Source organism: Humibacter antri (assembly GCF_054777235.1).
The window spans coordinates 1-15534 of record NZ_BAAHAW010000022.1 but is presented as its reverse complement, the minus strand read 5'-3'; the positions used below and the strand labels follow the sequence as shown (position 1 = coordinate 15534).

At 67.6% G+C, this 15534-nt stretch carries 16 protein-coding genes and 1 pseudogene; 12 read left to right on the top strand and 5 right to left on the bottom strand.

Annotated elements, in window-relative coordinates:
* Window positions 1–184 precede the first annotated feature (184 nt).
* The 3 genes from ACYVDK_RS10635 to ACYVDK_RS10625 all read left to right on the top strand — a co-directional run bounded on the left by ACYVDK_RS10635 (window position 185) and on the right by ACYVDK_RS10625 (window position 3175).
* Window positions 185–1045: a sugar phosphate isomerase/epimerase family protein gene (locus ACYVDK_RS10635; RefSeq protein WP_460521474.1), complete on the top strand. Its 861-nt coding sequence runs from the start codon at window positions 185–187 to the stop codon at window positions 1043–1045.
* Window positions 1046–1136: 91 nt separating this feature from the next.
* A complete protein-coding gene (locus tag ACYVDK_RS10630) occupies window positions 1137–2363 on the top strand; it encodes an alpha/beta hydrolase family protein (protein ID WP_460521472.1) in 1227 nt (408 codons plus the stop codon).
* Window positions 2360–3175 carry a Rossmann-fold NAD(P)-binding domain-containing protein gene (locus tag ACYVDK_RS10625; RefSeq protein WP_460521470.1) on the top strand — a complete coding sequence of 272 codons (816 nt, stop codon included), beginning with the start codon at window positions 2360–2362 and terminating at the stop codon, window positions 3173–3175. Before ACYVDK_RS10630 ends, ACYVDK_RS10625 begins: the two co-directional genes overlap by 4 nt.
* Here the strand turns inward: ACYVDK_RS10625 and msrA are convergent.
* Window positions 3091–3603 (bottom strand): peptide-methionine (S)-S-oxide reductase, encoded by a 513-nt coding sequence (msrA, locus tag ACYVDK_RS10620; protein ID WP_460521468.1) that lies wholly within the window; start codon window positions 3601–3603, stop codon window positions 3091–3093. The two genes, ACYVDK_RS10625 and msrA, sit on opposite strands and share 85 nt — an antisense overlap.
* 238 nt (window positions 3604–3841) lie before the next feature.
* Between msrA and ACYVDK_RS10615 the strand changes: the two genes are divergently transcribed.
* The 3 genes from ACYVDK_RS10615 to ACYVDK_RS10605 all read left to right on the top strand — a co-directional run bounded on the left by ACYVDK_RS10615 (window position 3842) and on the right by ACYVDK_RS10605 (window position 6055).
* On the top strand, window positions 3842–4444 hold the full coding sequence (locus ACYVDK_RS10615; RefSeq protein ID WP_460521466.1) for a DoxX family protein: 603 nt from the start codon (window positions 3842–3844) through the stop codon (window positions 4442–4444).
* Between the two features lie 6 nt (window positions 4445–4450).
* Complete coding sequence (locus tag ACYVDK_RS10610; RefSeq protein WP_460521464.1) at window positions 4451–5248, top strand: Rossmann-fold NAD(P)-binding domain-containing protein; 798 nt, start codon at window positions 4451–4453, stop codon at window positions 5246–5248.
* A gap of 90 nt (window positions 5249–5338) precedes the next feature.
* Window positions 5339–6055, top strand: a complete 717-nt coding sequence (locus tag ACYVDK_RS10605; protein ID WP_460521462.1) for a phosphatase PAP2 family protein — start codon at window positions 5339–5341, stop codon at window positions 6053–6055.
* Between the two features lie 12 nt (window positions 6056–6067).
* On the opposite strand, the gene ACYVDK_RS10600 is transcribed toward ACYVDK_RS10605, so the two are convergent.
* The gene (locus ACYVDK_RS10600) at window positions 6068–6781 is read right to left on the bottom strand and encodes a TetR/AcrR family transcriptional regulator (protein WP_460521460.1); all 714 of its coding nucleotides are present in this window, start codon (window positions 6779–6781) and stop codon (window positions 6068–6070) included.
* A gap of 100 nt (window positions 6782–6881) precedes the next feature.
* Between ACYVDK_RS10600 and ACYVDK_RS10595 the strand changes: the two genes are divergently transcribed.
* Complete coding sequence (locus ACYVDK_RS10595) at window positions 6882–8321, top strand: MFS transporter (protein WP_460521458.1); 1440 nt, start codon at window positions 6882–6884, stop codon at window positions 8319–8321.
* 125 nt (window positions 8322–8446) lie between these two features.
* Here ACYVDK_RS10595 and ACYVDK_RS10590 read toward each other — a convergent pair whose 3' ends face one another.
* On the bottom strand, window positions 8447–8650 hold the full coding sequence (locus ACYVDK_RS10590) for a hypothetical protein (protein WP_460521456.1): 204 nt from the start codon (window positions 8648–8650) through the stop codon (window positions 8447–8449).
* Between the two features lie 280 nt (window positions 8651–8930).
* On the opposite strand from ACYVDK_RS10590, the gene ACYVDK_RS10585 reads away from it, so the two are divergent.
* Complete coding sequence (locus ACYVDK_RS10585; RefSeq protein ID WP_460521454.1) at window positions 8931–9755, top strand: Pr6Pr family membrane protein; 825 nt, start codon at window positions 8931–8933, stop codon at window positions 9753–9755.
* A gap of 220 nt (window positions 9756–9975) precedes the next feature.
* Here ACYVDK_RS10585 and ACYVDK_RS10580 read toward each other — a convergent pair whose 3' ends face one another.
* The gene (locus ACYVDK_RS10580) at window positions 9976–11031 is read right to left on the bottom strand and encodes an MFS transporter (RefSeq protein WP_460521452.1); all 1056 of its coding nucleotides are present in this window, start codon (window positions 11029–11031) and stop codon (window positions 9976–9978) included.
* A gap of 9 nt (window positions 11032–11040) precedes the next feature.
* Between ACYVDK_RS10580 and ACYVDK_RS10575 the strand changes: the two genes are divergently transcribed.
* Both ACYVDK_RS10575 and ACYVDK_RS10570 read left to right on the top strand, forming a co-directional pair.
* Window positions 11041–12375: a glucarate dehydratase family protein gene (locus ACYVDK_RS10575; RefSeq protein WP_460521450.1), complete on the top strand. Its 1335-nt coding sequence runs from the start codon at window positions 11041–11043 to the stop codon at window positions 12373–12375.
* 133 nt (window positions 12376–12508) lie between these two features.
* A complete protein-coding gene (locus ACYVDK_RS10570) occupies window positions 12509–12940 on the top strand; it encodes a large conductance mechanosensitive channel protein MscL (protein WP_460521448.1) in 432 nt (143 codons plus the stop codon).
* A 217-nt stretch (window positions 12941–13157) separates the two neighbouring features.
* Here ACYVDK_RS10570 and ACYVDK_RS10565 read toward each other — a convergent pair whose 3' ends face one another.
* The gene (locus ACYVDK_RS10565; protein ID WP_460521447.1) at window positions 13158–13667 is read right to left on the bottom strand and encodes a MarR family winged helix-turn-helix transcriptional regulator; all 510 of its coding nucleotides are present in this window, start codon (window positions 13665–13667) and stop codon (window positions 13158–13160) included.
* A gap of 119 nt (window positions 13668–13786) precedes the next feature.
* Here ACYVDK_RS10565 and ACYVDK_RS10560 point away from each other — a divergent pair, with 119 nt between their 5' ends.
* Window positions 13787–14410, top strand: coding sequence for an NADPH-dependent F420 reductase (locus ACYVDK_RS10560; protein WP_460521445.1), 624 nt, complete (start codon window positions 13787–13789; stop codon window positions 14408–14410).
* Between the two features lie 824 nt (window positions 14411–15234).
* Window positions 15235–15534, top strand: a pseudogene (locus ACYVDK_RS10555) (molybdopterin-dependent oxidoreductase); the annotation flags it as partial.

The window sequence follows — 15534 nt, the reverse complement described above, 5'->3', positions numbered from 1 at the left end:
ACCAAGAGTGTTACTAAATCAAGAGACGAGTCGCCTCTTGCCATACGGGGCGCGTTGCGAACCTGCCGCCCCGGGCCCGGTATGCGCCAGTGGCAATCCGATGGCAACCCCTTTGCCTGATGGGCCGGAACGGGCTCACACTTGTGTGCGACATGCTCAGCAACGAGAGAACAGGAGAACCAAGGTGGCCAGACTCGGCGTGCAAGCCATGATGTTGAAGCGCGATGTCGCAGGCAATGGCGCCTATGCCACCTGGAAGCGTCTGTCCGGGATCGGCTTCCGCGTGGTCGAGGTCTCGCAGATCGAGCTGACCGAACGCACGAGAGACGAGATCGTGCGGGCGAACGACGACTTCGGCATGCTCGTCGCCGCGATCTCGGCCGGCATGGGCCCCACCGGTGGCGGCGGCAACGACTCCCTGCACGAGTCGTTCGACAAGATCGTCGCCGATTGCCGGGCGCTGGGCTCACGTCGCGTGCGCATCGGCATGCTGCCGATGACGGCGCTCGCGTCGAAGGATGCCCTGCTCTCGTTCATCGCGGATGCCAACGAAATGGCGCGCCGCCTGGCCGGCGAGGGCATCGTCTTGAGCTACCACAACCACCATGTGGAGTTCGCGCGCATCGACGGGCAGCTGATCCTGGATCTGATCAGGAACGAGGCACCCGACCTCAAGCTCGAGCTCGACGTGCACTGGATCCAGCGCGGCGGAATGGACCCGGTCACCGTACTCGAGAAGTACGCGGGAGCGATCGACCTGGTGCACCTGAAGGACTATCGCATCGCGTTGCCCCCAGCGGAGGCGTTCGCCGCCCTCGCCGCAGGCGACCACGCGACGTGGGCCGAGCACTGGAGCAGGCTGGTCCAGTTCGCCGAGGTCGGCAGGGGCACTCTCGACTTCGCGGGCGTGGTCGATGCGGGCATCGCCGGCGGCGCCGAGTGCCTCCTGATCGAGCAGGACGAGCAGTACGGACGCGACATCTACGACTGCCTGGCCGACTCGCGCCAGCACCTGGAGACCCTGGGGTACGGCGACCTGTTCTGACCTTGTACGCGGGCGAGCAGGTTCGGGATACTGGGCGCGGGGCGCGGGCCCGTGTACGGCGGTCTCGCATGCTCGGCGAGGGGGAATGATGGTGTCGGCACGGCATATCTTCAGTCGCGGATTCTCCGCGAACGACGACTTCGACTTCGAGTTGCGCTGCGTGCTCGGGGCCGCGTATTCCGGCGCAGCCGACGTGGGCGAGGTGCTCGCGGCGGTCGATGACGTGGGCGACAAGGACCAGCGAGGCTGGTACGAGGCATGGGTGGGCCTCGGCGACCGCGTCGCAACGCAAGCGGATGCCTCGGCCCAGCGCTCGCACACGGCCAGTGCTGCATCCGCGTACCTGCGGGCATCCCTCTACTACAGCGTCGCCGTGAACACGGCATCGGCGCTGGACTCGGCCGACGAGCTGCTCTCCGTCTTCCACAAGCATCGCGACGCCTGGGACCGTTTCGTCGAGACCACCCCCGAGGCGGATGCGTCGAGGGTGTCGATCCCGTACGAGCAGTCCAGCCTGCCCGGTTACCTCTTCCGGCCGCGCGGGGCATCCGGACCGCTGCCGCTCCTGATCGGCACGAACGGCAGCGACGGATCCCTGTCGGCCATGTGGTCGTCGTGCACATTCGGGGCGCTGCGCCGCGGCTACGCCGTGCTGCTCTACGACGGACCGGGACAGCAGTCGATGCTCTTCGATCACGCGACCACGTTCCGCCCGGACTGGGAGGCGGTGCTCACCCCGGTGCTCGACTTCGCGCTCGGCCTCGACGGCATCGACGCCGACCGGGTCGCCGCTTACGGGATCAGTCAGGCCGGATACTGGGTCACCCGGGCGCTCGCGTTCGAGCACCGCTTTGCCGCGGCGATCGTGGACCCCGGAGTGGTGGACGTTTCCACGTCGTGGACGTCTCACCTGCCGAAGAGCATGCTCGAACTGCTCGAGAAGGGTGAAGACACCAAGTTCGACCGCGACATGGAGTTCGCCTTCAAGTTCGAGAAAGGTCCGGCGAGCATCTGGGCGTTCCGCGCCCGCCCGTACGGCGGCCTCGGCTATGCGACGACGCTGAAGGCCGTGCAGGAGTACACCGTCGAAGACCTGGCCGGCCGCATCACTACGCCCCTCCTCATCACCTCGCCTGAGCGCGAGCAGTTCTGGCCGGGACAGTCCGAACGGCTCGCGGAGCTCACGAGTTCCGTGTCCACCCTCGTGCCGTTCACGGCGGCGGAGGGCGCCGACTTCCATTGCCAACCGCTCGCGCGCGGTCTCACCGACCAGCGCATGTTCGACTGGCTCGACGAGCGCATGGCGCAGCACTCATGAGAATCGTCATCATCGGCGCCACCGGCCACGTCGGCGGCTACCTCGTCCCCCGCCTGGTGCGTGCCGGCCACGAGGTCGTCGCCGTGAGCCGCGGCGAGCGCGAGCCGTACCGCGCCGGCGAGGCGTGGACATCCGTGGAACGCGTCGCCCTGGATCGCGAGGCGCTCGACGTCGAGGGCACCTTCGGCGAGCACATCGCCGCGCTCGAGTCCGACGTCGTGATTGACATGATCTGCTTCACGCGGGCATCCGCCGAGCAGCTGGTCGACGCGCTGCGCGGCCGCGTACGGATGCTCGTGGCCTGCGGTTCCATCTGGTCGCGCGGCATCCTCACCGAGGTCCCCGGCACGGAGGACGCGCCACTGAACGGGTGGGGTGCCTACGGCACGGGCAAGGCCGAGCTCGAGGCGTACCTGCTCGAGCAGTCTCCCGACGGGGTGCCTGCCGTGGTCATCGATCCCGGCCACATCTCCGGTCCGGGCTGGCACGTCATCAACCCGGCGGGCAACCTCGATCCGTCGGTGTGGCATCCAGCCGACGAACCCTCGGCCGCAAAACGAACGATCCGCCGCACGGAACGACATGTTCCGTGCGGCGGATCGTGTCATTTCCGGCGCATCGTGCGGTCCGGCATGCTCGCGCTTACCTCTAAGCCGTCTGCGCGAACCCGGGGCAGCGCAGCCGCCCCCGCGCCGGCATCGCGGCGAAGGCCCACCGGGCCTGCGCTCTACGCTCCAGCGCCCGCGTGCGGGAGCCGCCAGTTCGGCCGCACCCAATGGCAGGTGTATCCCTGCGGATACTTCTGCAGGTAGTCCTGGTGCTCATCCTCGGCCTCCCAGAACTCTCCGGCCGGCTCGACCTCGGTGACGACCTTGCCGGGCCAGAGTCCGGATGCGTCGACATCCGCGATCGTCTCCCGCGCAACGCGCTCCTGCTCCGGTGTCGTGTAGAAGATCGCCGAGCGATAGCTTCGGCCGGTGTCGTTGCCCTGCCGGTTCTTCGTCGACGGATCGTGGATCTGGAAGAAGAACTCCAGCAACTCGCGGTAGCTGATACGGGCGGGATCGAAGACGATCTCCACCGACTCAGCGTGGTCGCCATGGTGCCGATACGTGGCGTTCGCCGTCTTCGGGTCGCCGGAGTAGCCGGTGCGCGTGGAGATCACCCCGGGCTTCTTGCGCAGTAGCTCCTGGGCGCCCCAGAAGCATCCGCCGGCGAGAACAGCTCGTTCGGTGCTCATGTCGAGATCTCCTTCGTGTCGTTCGTCTCATTGTGATCATGGATGCCCGCGGCGTGCCGTCACCGTGGCTCACGTCATCAAGAACGCGGTCCGGGGTCGGGAAGTTCCCGCACCCGCGACCGCCGGCTGTGAGGTCGCTGTACGCAACCGGGATGCCGGAGTCGCGGCACTACGTATAGAGGAGTCGCGGCACTACGTATAGAACGGATGCAGAGACATCCGCATCGAGGGGAATCGCATGGGCACGTTCGTTCTGAGAGTCATCGTCGGGCTGCTGTTCGTCGGGCACGGGTTGCAGAAGCTGACCCACCTGTTCGGCGGTGGCGGCATCGAAAGAACCGAGAAGACGATGGATGCCCTCGACATGCATCCTGCGAAGCTGCAGGCGTGCGCCGCCGGACTGGTGGAGGCGGGCGGCGGTGCAGCGCTCGCTCTGGGTGCCGCAACGCCACTGGCATCCGCCGGTCTCATCGCGACGATGGTGACCGCCATTCGCAAGGTGCACGGCCGAAACGGCATCTGGAACTCCAAGGGCGGCTTCGAGTTCAATCTCGTGATGGCGGCGGCGACACTGCTGCTGGCCGGGCGGCCCGGCAGGGCGTCGGTCGATGGCGCCTTCGGGCGTTCGAAGTGGGGCACCGGCTGGACGATCTTCGCACTGGTCGCCGGCGTGATCGGGTCGGTGCTCGCGGTGGCGGCGGGCAAGTGGTTCGAACCCGTCGATTCGGGCGACGAGGGTGAGCGCGCCGGCAGCGAAAGCGACGTCAGCGAGAGCGACGTCAGCGAGAGCGAAAGCGACGACATCCAAAACGACGGCAGCGACTCTGCCACTGAGAGGTAGAAGAACATGACACGCACCTACGTGGTGACGGGCTCCGCATCGGGAATCGGGGCGACAACCGCACGCATCCTGACGGAACGCGGCGAGCGCGTGATCGGAGTGGACCTGAAGAACGCCGACGTCGAGGCCGATCTGTCGGTCCCGGAAGGCCGTACGGATGCCGCCGGCCGCGCCGTCGAGCTCGCCGGCGGCACCGTCGACGGGGTCATCGCGTGCGCGGGCATCTCCGCGCCGATCCCGAAGACGATCTCGGTGAACTTCTTCGGAGTCACGGAACTGCTCACTGCGCTGCTGCCCGCGCTTGCCCGGTCCGACGCGCCGCGCGTGGCCGTCGTCTCGTCGATGGCATCCCTTCAGCCGAACTCGAAGGAGATGGTCGAGGCCGCACTGGCCGGCGACGAGCCGGAGGCGGTGTCGATCGCGGCGAGGCTCGCCGAGCAGGGACCGCAGGTCGGATACCTCGTCTATCCGTCGTCGAAGCGCGCGCTGTCGAGGTGGGTGCGGCGCGAGGCGATCACGCCGGCGTGGGCTTCAGCGGGCATCCCGCTGAACGCCGTTGCACCCGGAACCGTCATCACTCCGATGACCGCCGATCTGCTGAAGACGCCCGAGGGCGCCGCAATGGTCGACGCCAACGTGCCGATGCCGCTGAACTATCACCAGCCGCCGGAATCGATCGCGAACCTGCTGATCTGGTTGACCAGCGTGGAGAACACGCACCTCGCCGGTCAGGTCATCTACGACGATGGCGGGGCGGATGCCTCCCTGCGCGGCAACGACATCTGGTCGTGGAACGACCGCTGATCGACCCTCATCATCCGCTTCTGTGTGGACTCACAGCCGACACGGGCGGATCGCAACCTTGCGGAGCAGCTGACCCGAGAGACTGACGGAATGTCCACCCACCGGTCCCGCACGTCCCCGCTCGTGTCGCTGCCGCCCGGCGCCCCGTGGATCGCCCTCATCCTGTGGGTGGCGACGTTCGCACTGGGGTTCGCCGCCAAGGCTTCGACCGGATGGCTCTCCGCTCAGCTCGCCATCGACCGGGGGCTGAACGCGTCGCACTCGTCTCTTCTCGACACGGTTGCGCGCGCGCTCGACAAGCTCGATTCCGTGACCGTCGTCGCGGTCATCCTCGTCATTGTCGGCGTGCTGGTCGGACTCCTCGTGTCGTGGCCGCGCGCGCTTGCTGCCGTGATCATCGCCGGCGCCGGCTGGGTGCTCTGCCTGGTGCCGAAGGCGATCGTCTCAGAGCCTCGCCCGCCGCTGAACGCGGTCGCGCACGTACTCAACGTGTCGCACGCGACGCAGAGCTTCCCGAGCGGGCACACGGTGTTCGCCGTGACACTGACCGTGGCGGTGCTCGTCGTCTGTCGACGCGGCTGGACGCGGGCGATCGTGACCGTGGTGGGCATCCTGCTCGTACTCATCACGGCGTGGTCGAGGCTCTACGTCGGCGCGCACTACGCGACGGATGTCGTGGGCGCCGTTCTGGCCGGAGTCGCGGGCGCGCTGCTCATCGCCTGGTTGTGGAATCTCGTCGTTCGACGGTTGTTCCCGCGGATTGCGACGCGCCGAGCCGGCGACAGGAGCGAACCGGTCAACGCCTGAGGCACCGGGCGCTCAGTAGCCGGAGGCAGCGAGTCCCTCGCGCAGCACGACGAAGGCGGCATCGCATTCGGCGAGCGCGCGGGCCTCTGTGGTCGCAGCGTCCTGACCGAGCGTCTGACGCAGCAGGTTCACGGCGACGAGGTTCTGGATGGCCGCGAGAATCTGCGCCGCCGCGATCCGCAGCTGCACATAGTCCGAGTCGAGCGCGGCTCGTTTCTCCTCGACGGTCAGGCTCTCTCGCTCGCGGAGCCGGTTCAGGATGTCGCTGAGCGGCGCCGTGATGCCGCGCTCCTCGGCGAGGGCTGCGGTGAGAGCGGCCTCGACCTGCTGAAAGAGCCTCTCGTAGCCGGCGAGCAGGGTGGGACTCTCGAACACGATCCGGGAGAACCTGGCGACGCCGTCGTGCAGGCCGGTCCATTCCGCATGGCGTTCGAGGTCGGTGCGCACGAGCGTGTGGATGGCGTCGAGCGGTGTCGCCCCTTCCGGGCGCGAGCGCACCGCATCACCGAGTTCGGGCAGATTCTTGCCCTGCGTGAACTCGAAGTAGAGGTCCTCCTTGGTGGGGAAGTAGTTGAAGACGGTCATCTTGGCGACGCCGGCGGCCTGGGCGATCTCGGCTATGGACACCCGCTCGAATCCGCGTTCGAGGAAGAGACCGAGCGCGGTCCTGGCGATGTGCAGACGCGTCTGCGCCTTCTTCGTCTCCCGCAGTCCGGTCTCGCTCACACCATCAGTCTACGCAGCTCGTGTGTCGAGTATAAAACTAGACTTGCTACATACTTATGATGAGTCTATTCTTGGTCCAGTCATAGGAACGGAGACCGAGATGACCACCCAGACCGCCGCGCCCGGCATGTCGAAGACCGCCACCGGCTTGGTGATGACGGCCGGCCTACTCACCATGCTCATGGCCATCCTCGACAACACGATCGTCACCACCACCGCCGTCCCCATCGCCCAGGCGTTGCAGCCCCGAGGCGGTGCCGCCGCCATCCCGTGGCTCGTCACCGCCTACGCCCTGGCGAGCACCGTCGTTCAGCCGCTCTACGGCAAGCTGGCCGACTCGTTCGGCGTCCGGCCCGTCATGATCGCCACCCTCACCGTCTTCCTCGCCGGTTCGTTGCTCTGCGGCCTCGCTCAGAGCATGCAGGAGCTGGTGCTGTTCCGGGCGCTGCAGGGGCTCGGCGGAGGCGGGCTGATGAGTGTGACCATGGTGCTCATCGGCCAGTTGCGCGCCGACTCGGGCGAGGCGAACGCGGGAGGCGGCAGCAACGCCATCGCCGCAGCCATGGTGGGCCTCGGCATCGTACTGGGCCCCCTCGTCGGCGGTCTGCTCGTGAACGCCCTCGGCTGGCCCTGGGTGTTCCTCTTCAACGTGCCCCTCGGCCTGGCAGCCCTGGTCATCTTCATCGTCGCGCTCCGGATGCCCGCCCCAAAGCAGCCGGGCGGCCCTGGGCAGCGGAGCGGCCTGGAGCTACCGAGCGCGGGACTCCTTGCGCTGTCCGCGGCGGCGGTCATCGTGCTGTGCCAGTTCGGCGGACACCAGTTCGCCTGGGGGTCGTGGCAGACGATCGGGACGATCGTCCTGGCCGTCACCGCACTCGTGGCGTTCGTCTGGCGGCAGCGGACGGCGCGTGATCCCTTCTTCCCTCCCCGGCTGTTGCGCCACCCCGGGCTACGCATCATCACGGTGCTGCAGTTCGCGAGCGGGCTGGGCTTCGGGGCGGGCATCGTCTACCTGACCCTCGAGCTGCAGCTCGTGCGGGGTGCGACACCCGTGCAGACGGGATTGCAGATGCTTCCGCTCGCGTTCGGCCTGGGGGCGGGCGCCTTCGCGGGTTCGCGCCTGGTGAAGCACCGGCGGCCGTTGCGCACCTCCATCGCACTCGGCTCGGCGGTGAGCGCACTCGCACTGGCCGGCTTCGCGCTCTGCACGGCGGCGACGCCACTCGTGCTGCTGTGGGCGCTGATGACACTCTTCGGTGTGGGCCTCGGTCTGGGACTGGGGAACGAGTTCTTCCTGCTGTTCGCCATGGTCGAGCGGCGAGACCTGGGGATCGCGACCACGGGCATCCGCTTCGTGGAGACGCTCGGCACATCCCTCGGCGCCACCGTCTTCGCCACCGTGTTCGGCGCGCTCGTACCCGCCGGTGCCGGTATCGACGTCACTGCGCGAGCCATCGATCTCATCTTCCTGCTCGGCGCCGGCGCAGTGGCCGCCTCCGCGATCGTGGCTCTGCGCCTGCCGCGGGATGCCCGTGCCTGAGGCCGAAAGCTCGCGCAGCTCCACCGCCGATGCCGGTGAAGGCGCACCCGTCGCCAACGCTCAGACCCGACCAGACCAGGCACGGCTCGATCCGATCCGATACGATCCGACTGAGTCCGACGCCGCTACATATGGCCGATCTGCTGCGCGAGGCCAGTGAACGTGCCGCCCCAGATCAGCACGGCGAGCCCGACGATCAGCGCGACTGCCACGCCTGCGGCGAGCGCGCCGGCGAGCATAGTGAGCAGCATGCGCACGAACACCGAAACGCGTCCGCGCGGCTCGCGATCCGTCTCTCCGACAACCCTGATGAACGACCAGACGCTCATGGAACCCCCTGCATGACTTCACCGGTCGTGCCGCCTGCCGCGGCACGACCACTACCTGACTTCAGGTGAGCGCCGTTGTTCGCCTGAATCCCATGCTGAAGCACGCAGCCGAATTCAGGGTCGAAGTCGGCTGAAGACGCTTTGAGGGGTTCGTTGCCATTTCGTGATGGAGCCGCCGCGACCGCCCAGCTACGTGCGAGGCCGTCCCGCTCACCCATCGCGGCTCCCCCACTCATCGGCTCAATCGGTTCGGCATCGCAATCGCCTATAGGGTCGACACATGCTGCGCACGCCCATCTGGGCCACCACATGGACGGTGCTGCGCGCCGTCGCCGCCGCCCTCATCGCAGTCGCCGTCATCGTGCAGGCCGACGTCACGATCGGCGGGGCGATCGGCTCCGGGCGCGATGTCGGCACCACCATCGCGAACTTCTTCAGTTTCTTCACCATCCTCTCCAACGTGCTGTCGGTCATCGTGCTGGCGTGGGCCGTTGCCTGGTTCTGGTGGCGGGGCCGCGCGGATGCGGCGCCCGGGTCGCGCACGCGGAGCGCGTCGGAAGCGCTGCCTACGCGACACGTACTGCCCGCTGCGGAGCCTCGCGCTCTGGCGATCGCTCTCGCGAGCGTCACCACTTACATGCTGGTCACCGGAATCGTCTACAACACACTGCTGCGCGGCATCCAGCTGCCGCAGGGCACGACCGTGCCGTGGTCGAATGAGGTGCTGCACGTGGTCGGTCCGCTGTTCCTGCTGGCCGACCTGTTGCTCGGACCACGTCGCCGCTGCCTCGGCTGGGGCGCCATCGGTGCGGTGCTCGGCTTTCCGTTCGCCTGGGTGATCTACACGATGCTGCGCGGCCCGTTGGCCACGAACCCGGCGACGGGCGCCCCCTACTGGTACCCGTATCCGTTCCTCGACCCGCACTCGGCAACCACGGGCGGCTATCTCGGTGTCGTGGTGTACGTCGTCGCCATCGCTGTGGGCATCGCGGTCGTCGCCGCTCTCGTGATCGCCGTAGGCCGCTTCCGCGGCAAGACACGACCGGATGCCCGCACTCCCGCATCCGCATCCACATCGGCATCCGCAGAGTCGCCGCGCGGCTAGCGGCCTCGCGCCGAACGAGCATGCACGAGCCGGACGAGACGCTCCGGAGTCGACGAGCACGCACGCGCCGAACGCGCCAACACGGAGTCGATGAGCCGGCACGCAGCGGATGACCCGACACGGAGTCGACGAGCCGACACGCAGCGGACGTCGAAACCGTGGTGGTTGGACCGCAACGTGCTCGCCCGCCGGGTGGCGGGCATCCGCTGCCCGTGGAGCGTCAGCGCCGCACGGGGCGCAGCGCCCCGGCGACTGCGAACGCGGCCACCATCAGGGCGACGACGAGCCACAGAGAGTTCAGCAGTCCGACCTGCTCGGCGAGCGCGCCGATCACCGGAGGTCCGGCGAGGTTGGCGAAGTACCCGACGGATGCCACGACGCTGACCCGCGCTGCCGGGTTCGGTCCGCTCTCGGCTGCGGCCGACATCCCGAGCGGAAACCCCATCGACACCCCCACCGACCACAGCAGCACCCCGACCAGAACGAGCAACGGGTTGCCGCCCAGAATGAACAGCGTCACGCCGACCACGCCGAGCGCGGTCGTGTAGCGGATGACCCGAACCCGGCCGACGCGGTCCACCACGGGTCCACCGAAGATGCGCGTGAGCGCCTCCCCCACGGCGAACACGGTGAAGAACAGCGCCGCAACAGCAGCGGTCTGGCCGTGGTCGTTGTGCACGGCCAGGGTCATCCAGCTGTTCGCTGATCCCTCGCCGAGCTCGACACCGAGCATCACCACACCGATGAGCAGCAGGCGCCAGTCCAGCCATCCGCGCGCCCACTGCATGACGCGCTGCCACCGCGTGAGTTCTTCCTTGGGCTCCTCGTGCCGCGGACCGGGTGCGATCGCCGGCGCGATCACGAACGCGAGCAGCGCGATCAGCACGGCCTCGCCGATGAACTGCACGGCCGGCGCGATTCCGATCGCCGCGCACACCGCGCCGATGCCCGCACCGATCGCCGCGCCCACCGACCACGCGCCGTGCATCAGTGGCATCAGCGTTCGTTTCGCCTGGCCCTCGACGGCGGACCCTTCGACGTTGATGAGCACGTCGAGTACGCCGATGCCGAACCCGACGATCACGAACGCCGCGATGACCAGGGGAATCGAGCCGAGCGCCAACGAGACGCCCATCAGCGCCATCGCCGCGGCGACCACCAGGACTGCGCCGCCGAGCGCGCGGCGGCTCTGCAGCCAGTGGCGGAATTGCAGGATGACAACCCTCTCGGCATCCGGCGCTCCGTCGACGGCCGCCTGCGCCAGGAGTGAGAACACGAGGAAGCGATGAGCACGAGCACCCCCACGATCACCACGGTCGAGGTCATCCCGGTCGCGGGCCGAGACAGCATGCTGCTCAACCTGAGCGGCGCGCATGGCCCCTTCTTCACCCGCAACATCGTGCGTCTCACCGACAGCTCGGGGAACACCGGCGTCGGCGAGGTGCCAGGGGGTGAGGCCATTCGGCAGACGCTGCAAGACTCTCGACCGCTCGTCGAAGGCAGTTCCGTCGGCGCGTACCTCGACACGCTTTCCCGGGTGGGCTCCGAGTTCTCGGGCCGCGATGCATCCGGCCGCGGTCAGCAGACGTTCGACCAGCGCATCACCATCCACGTGGTGACCGCGTTCGAAGCCGCACTTCTCGACCTTCTGGGGAAGCACCTCGACGTGCCGGTCGCGACTCTGCTGGGCGACGGAAGGCAGCGGGCAACCGTCGACACCCTCGGCTATCTGTTCTTCGTCGGCGACAAGGACAAGACCGACCTGCCGTACGTCGCCGACGACGACGATTCGGATGCGTGGGGCAGGGTGCGCAGACGCGAGGCGCTCACCCCCGAAGCCATCGTGCTGCAGGCCGAGGCAGCCCACGACCGCTACGGCTTCCGCGACTTCAAGCTCAAGGGGGGCGTGCTCCCCGCCAGGGATGAGGTCGACGCGATCACCGCCCTTGCCGGACGGTTCCCGGAGGCCCGGATCACGTTGGACCCCAACGGCGCCTGGCCGCTGGACGAAGCCGTCGGTGTCGGCCGTGTCCTCCGCGACGTGCTCGCCTACGCCGAGGACCCCGTCGGCGCTGAGGGCGGCTACTCGGGACGCGAGGTGATGGCCGAGTTCAAGCGGGCCACCGGATTGCCGACGGCGACCAACATGATCGCGACGGACTGGCGCGAACTCGGCCACGCCATCCGTTCCAACGCTGTGGACATCCCGTTGGCCGACCCGCACTTCTGGACCATGCGCGGCTCTGTTCGCGTCGCCCAGTTGTGCGACGCGTGGGGACTGCGCTGGGGCTCGCACTCGAACAACCACTTCGACATTTCCCTTGCGATGTTCACTCACGTCGCGGCCGCCGCGCCGGGGAACATCACCGCGATCGACACGCACTGGATCTGGCAAGACGGCCAGCGACTGACCACGGATCCGCTGCGGATCGAGAACGGTGCCATCGCGGTGCCGACGACTCCCGGCCTGGGGGTCACGATCGACGAGGAACGGCTGGTCGCCGCCCACGAGCTCTACCTCCGCGAAGGGCTCGGAGCCCGCGACGACGCCTTGGCGATGCAGTACCTGGTGGCGGACTGGGTGTTCGACCGCAAACGACCATGCCTCGATCGTTCCTAGTGCCGACCGGGTGGCTGCCATGGCCCGTGCCGCGCCGAGAGGGATGGTGCGGGGTTACAGTCGCGCGCTACCGTGAAGAAAGTGCGACATTCACACACCACGCGGTCGAACCGTTCGAGCGAAGGGCAGAACGATGATCAAAGGTTTCAAGAATTTTCTGATGCGGGGCGACGTCATCACGGTGGCCATCGGCCTCGTCGTCGCGCTGGCATTCAGCATGCTGGTGCAGGCGTTCACCACCTCGATCATCAATCCGCTGATCTCTGCGGCCGCCGGCGGCAAGACCATAGGGCTGGGGTGGCAGCTCGGCGCACCGGGCAACAAGGCGACGTTCCTCGACCTCGGTGCTTTCATCTCCGCGATCATCTACTTCATCATCTTCATGGCGGTCGTGTATTTCGTGATCGTTGTCCCGTACAAGGCGATCCAGGCGCGTCGCGGCGTCGTCGTGTTCGGGGACCCCGCCCCGACCAAGACCTGTCCGGCCTGCCTCTCCGCCGACATCCCTGTCGGAGCGAGCAAGTGCAAGTACTGCGGAACAGACCAACCCGCGGCAGCGGCCTGACGCGAGGCCTGCCGCGACATCTCCGGACCATCCGTCTGCGACGTGATGTGACGTCAGCGGGTTGCTCTCACCGCGGTCGCGACGATGACGGCCGCGAAGGAACACCGCCTCAAAGCGAGACAGCCGCAGAGGCGCACGGCCGCAGAGCAACACAGCCGCGGCAGCGCCCGGCCGCAGAGAAGAGCGGGGAGCGCTGATCGGGCGTTTCGGCTACGCCTCAACGCACCTCTGAGAGTTGTTCCCGCTCCGGCACCACGCCGACAGTGTGCTCCGGGTCGAGGCGGGTGAGGATCATCTCGAGCAGCTGCGCCAACGATGTCAGCTGCTCCGCGGTCAAGTCGCCGAGCAGTGTGTCCCGGGCGAGCGCGATGTGGGATGGGGTGGCCTTCAGCCACGCGCGGCGGCCGTCGCGGGTGAGGTGCACGTTGATCGCGCGCCCGTCTCCTGCACACGCGACCCGTTCGACGAGGCCCCGCTTCTCGAGCCGCGACACCGCCTTCGACAGCCGGGGCGCGGGAGCACCCAGCGCCGCGGCCAGTTCGCCCGAACGCAGCGTGCAGTCGGGCGCGACGTTGAGCATCCCGAGCACGCCGTACTCGAAGTTGATGAGGCCGGCATCCGCCGTCAGCTGAGCGTCGAGCGTTTGCGGTAGCAGCTCGGCCGCGGAGACGAGGGCCATCCACGCCCGAGCCTGGACCGGGTTCATCCGCGGTACTGTCTGCCCCATGTAGCCATGATATGCGCTAATAGTTGCCCAGGCAAAGAATCGTGGTAATGTTGTTGCCCGGGCAAGCGAATGGCTTGCTGACACACCAATCGAGCTGACACACATATCGAGGAGCAGGAATGAGCAGCTTTACCGTCATCGGCACGGGAAACGTCGGATCCGCAGTCGCCGCGCTGGTCGCCAAGGGCGGCGCGTCGGTGCAGGTTCTGGGCCGTGAGCACGAGAAGGCGGCGACCCTCGCCGAGCACGTGGGCGGCACATCGGGCCTCATCGGCGACCCGATCGCGGGTGAGATCGTGGTGCTCGCCGTGCCCTATCCGGCGCTGGCCGAACTCGCCGACCGTTATGGTGCGCAGCTCGATGGGAAGATCCTGGTCGACGTCACCAACCCGGTCGACATGACGACTTTCGATGGACTGACCGTTCCCGCGGACTCGTCCGCCGCCGCCGAACTGCAGCAGCGCGTGCCAGGCGCCCGCGTGTTGAAGGCCTTCAACACGAACTTCGCGGGCACCCTGGCGTCCGGCCAGATCGGCGACGTGCCCGCTACCGTGCTGGTCGCCGGCGACGATGAGGAAGCGAAGCAAGCGCTCGTCACGGCGGTCACCGACGGCGGCCTCGCCGCAGCTGCGATCGGCTCCCTCAAGCGCGCCCGCGAACTGGAGGCGTTCGGCTTCCTGCAGATCACCCTCGCCGCGCAGGAGATCGTCGGCTGGGGCGGCGGTTTCGCACTCCGCAAGTAGACGGCACCGCACCTGCCGGCCCGCTGCTTCGCAGGACGTCGGCTCGTGCCTCGTCCGGATGGCGCCGCGGTGCCACCCCTGGGCCATCCGGCCTCTTTGATGAGCGCTGCAACGGCGTTCATGAGTTCTACATCTGCCACGCCCGTGGTGTTGCCAGGCTGCAGATTGCCTGCTCAGCGCTTCCGCCGTAGCCAGTGTGTGGGCATCCCTGAGCCCGTCTTGAGCAGCATGCGCGTTCCGGCTTGAGGTTCGCCCGCGAATATTGATCAGGCGGAACCCGAGCCGCCGAGCAGAAACACCCGCTTTGACTGAGGCCGCCTCCTGACCCGAACCGCGAGGCGGCCTCCTGCACACCGTTGCACGCCTTGCGGTGAGCTCCGGCGCAAACGTAAATGCGGTGCAGCGCGTGCCCGGCCGCGCATCGGCCTGGATGACGCTCGACGTCTATGCGGACCTCTTCGACGATGACCTCAACGCAGTCGCGGATCACCTCAACGAGGCCGCCCTGAAATCGTCATCTCGCAGGACATCGGTGACAGTTCTGCATCAGGACATCGGCGACGGTTGCGGAGTCTTGGATAAGTTGCAATGTCGTTGGATTGTCGTCAAATCACATCAGTCGGACAGGCGCAGCGTCCTCGACGACTGCAGCGTGTCGACAACGATGCGTGCTCCCCAGGTGATGCTTACGAGCGGATGCACATCGGAAGGCCCGCCTCGGCGGTAGTCACCAAGAGTTCGGCACCCGTGGGCCATCCCTTGCAAATGATGCCGAATTGCGTGAATCGCCAATCCGGTCGCCGTGGGCGTACCGAACAATTCTCGTGAGCATCAGAAGAAGACACCTCGCGGCGGGCGGGTGGGCTGCGCTGGCAGGAGCGGTGAGCGGTGCCCTCTTCGTCGCCGTCGCTGAAGTGGTCGCACTTCTCGCCGCGCGAGATGCGAGCCCGCTGATCGCGGTCGGGTCGTTCGTGGTCGACATCGTCCCGCGCTGGGCGAAGGAGCTCGCCATCGAGCTGTTCGGATCCAACGACAAGCTCTTCCTACTCACCACAGTGGGAGCAGCCGCCCTGGTGGCAGCCGTGATTGCCGGCATCCTCGAGCTTTGGCGACGCTGGGCGGGT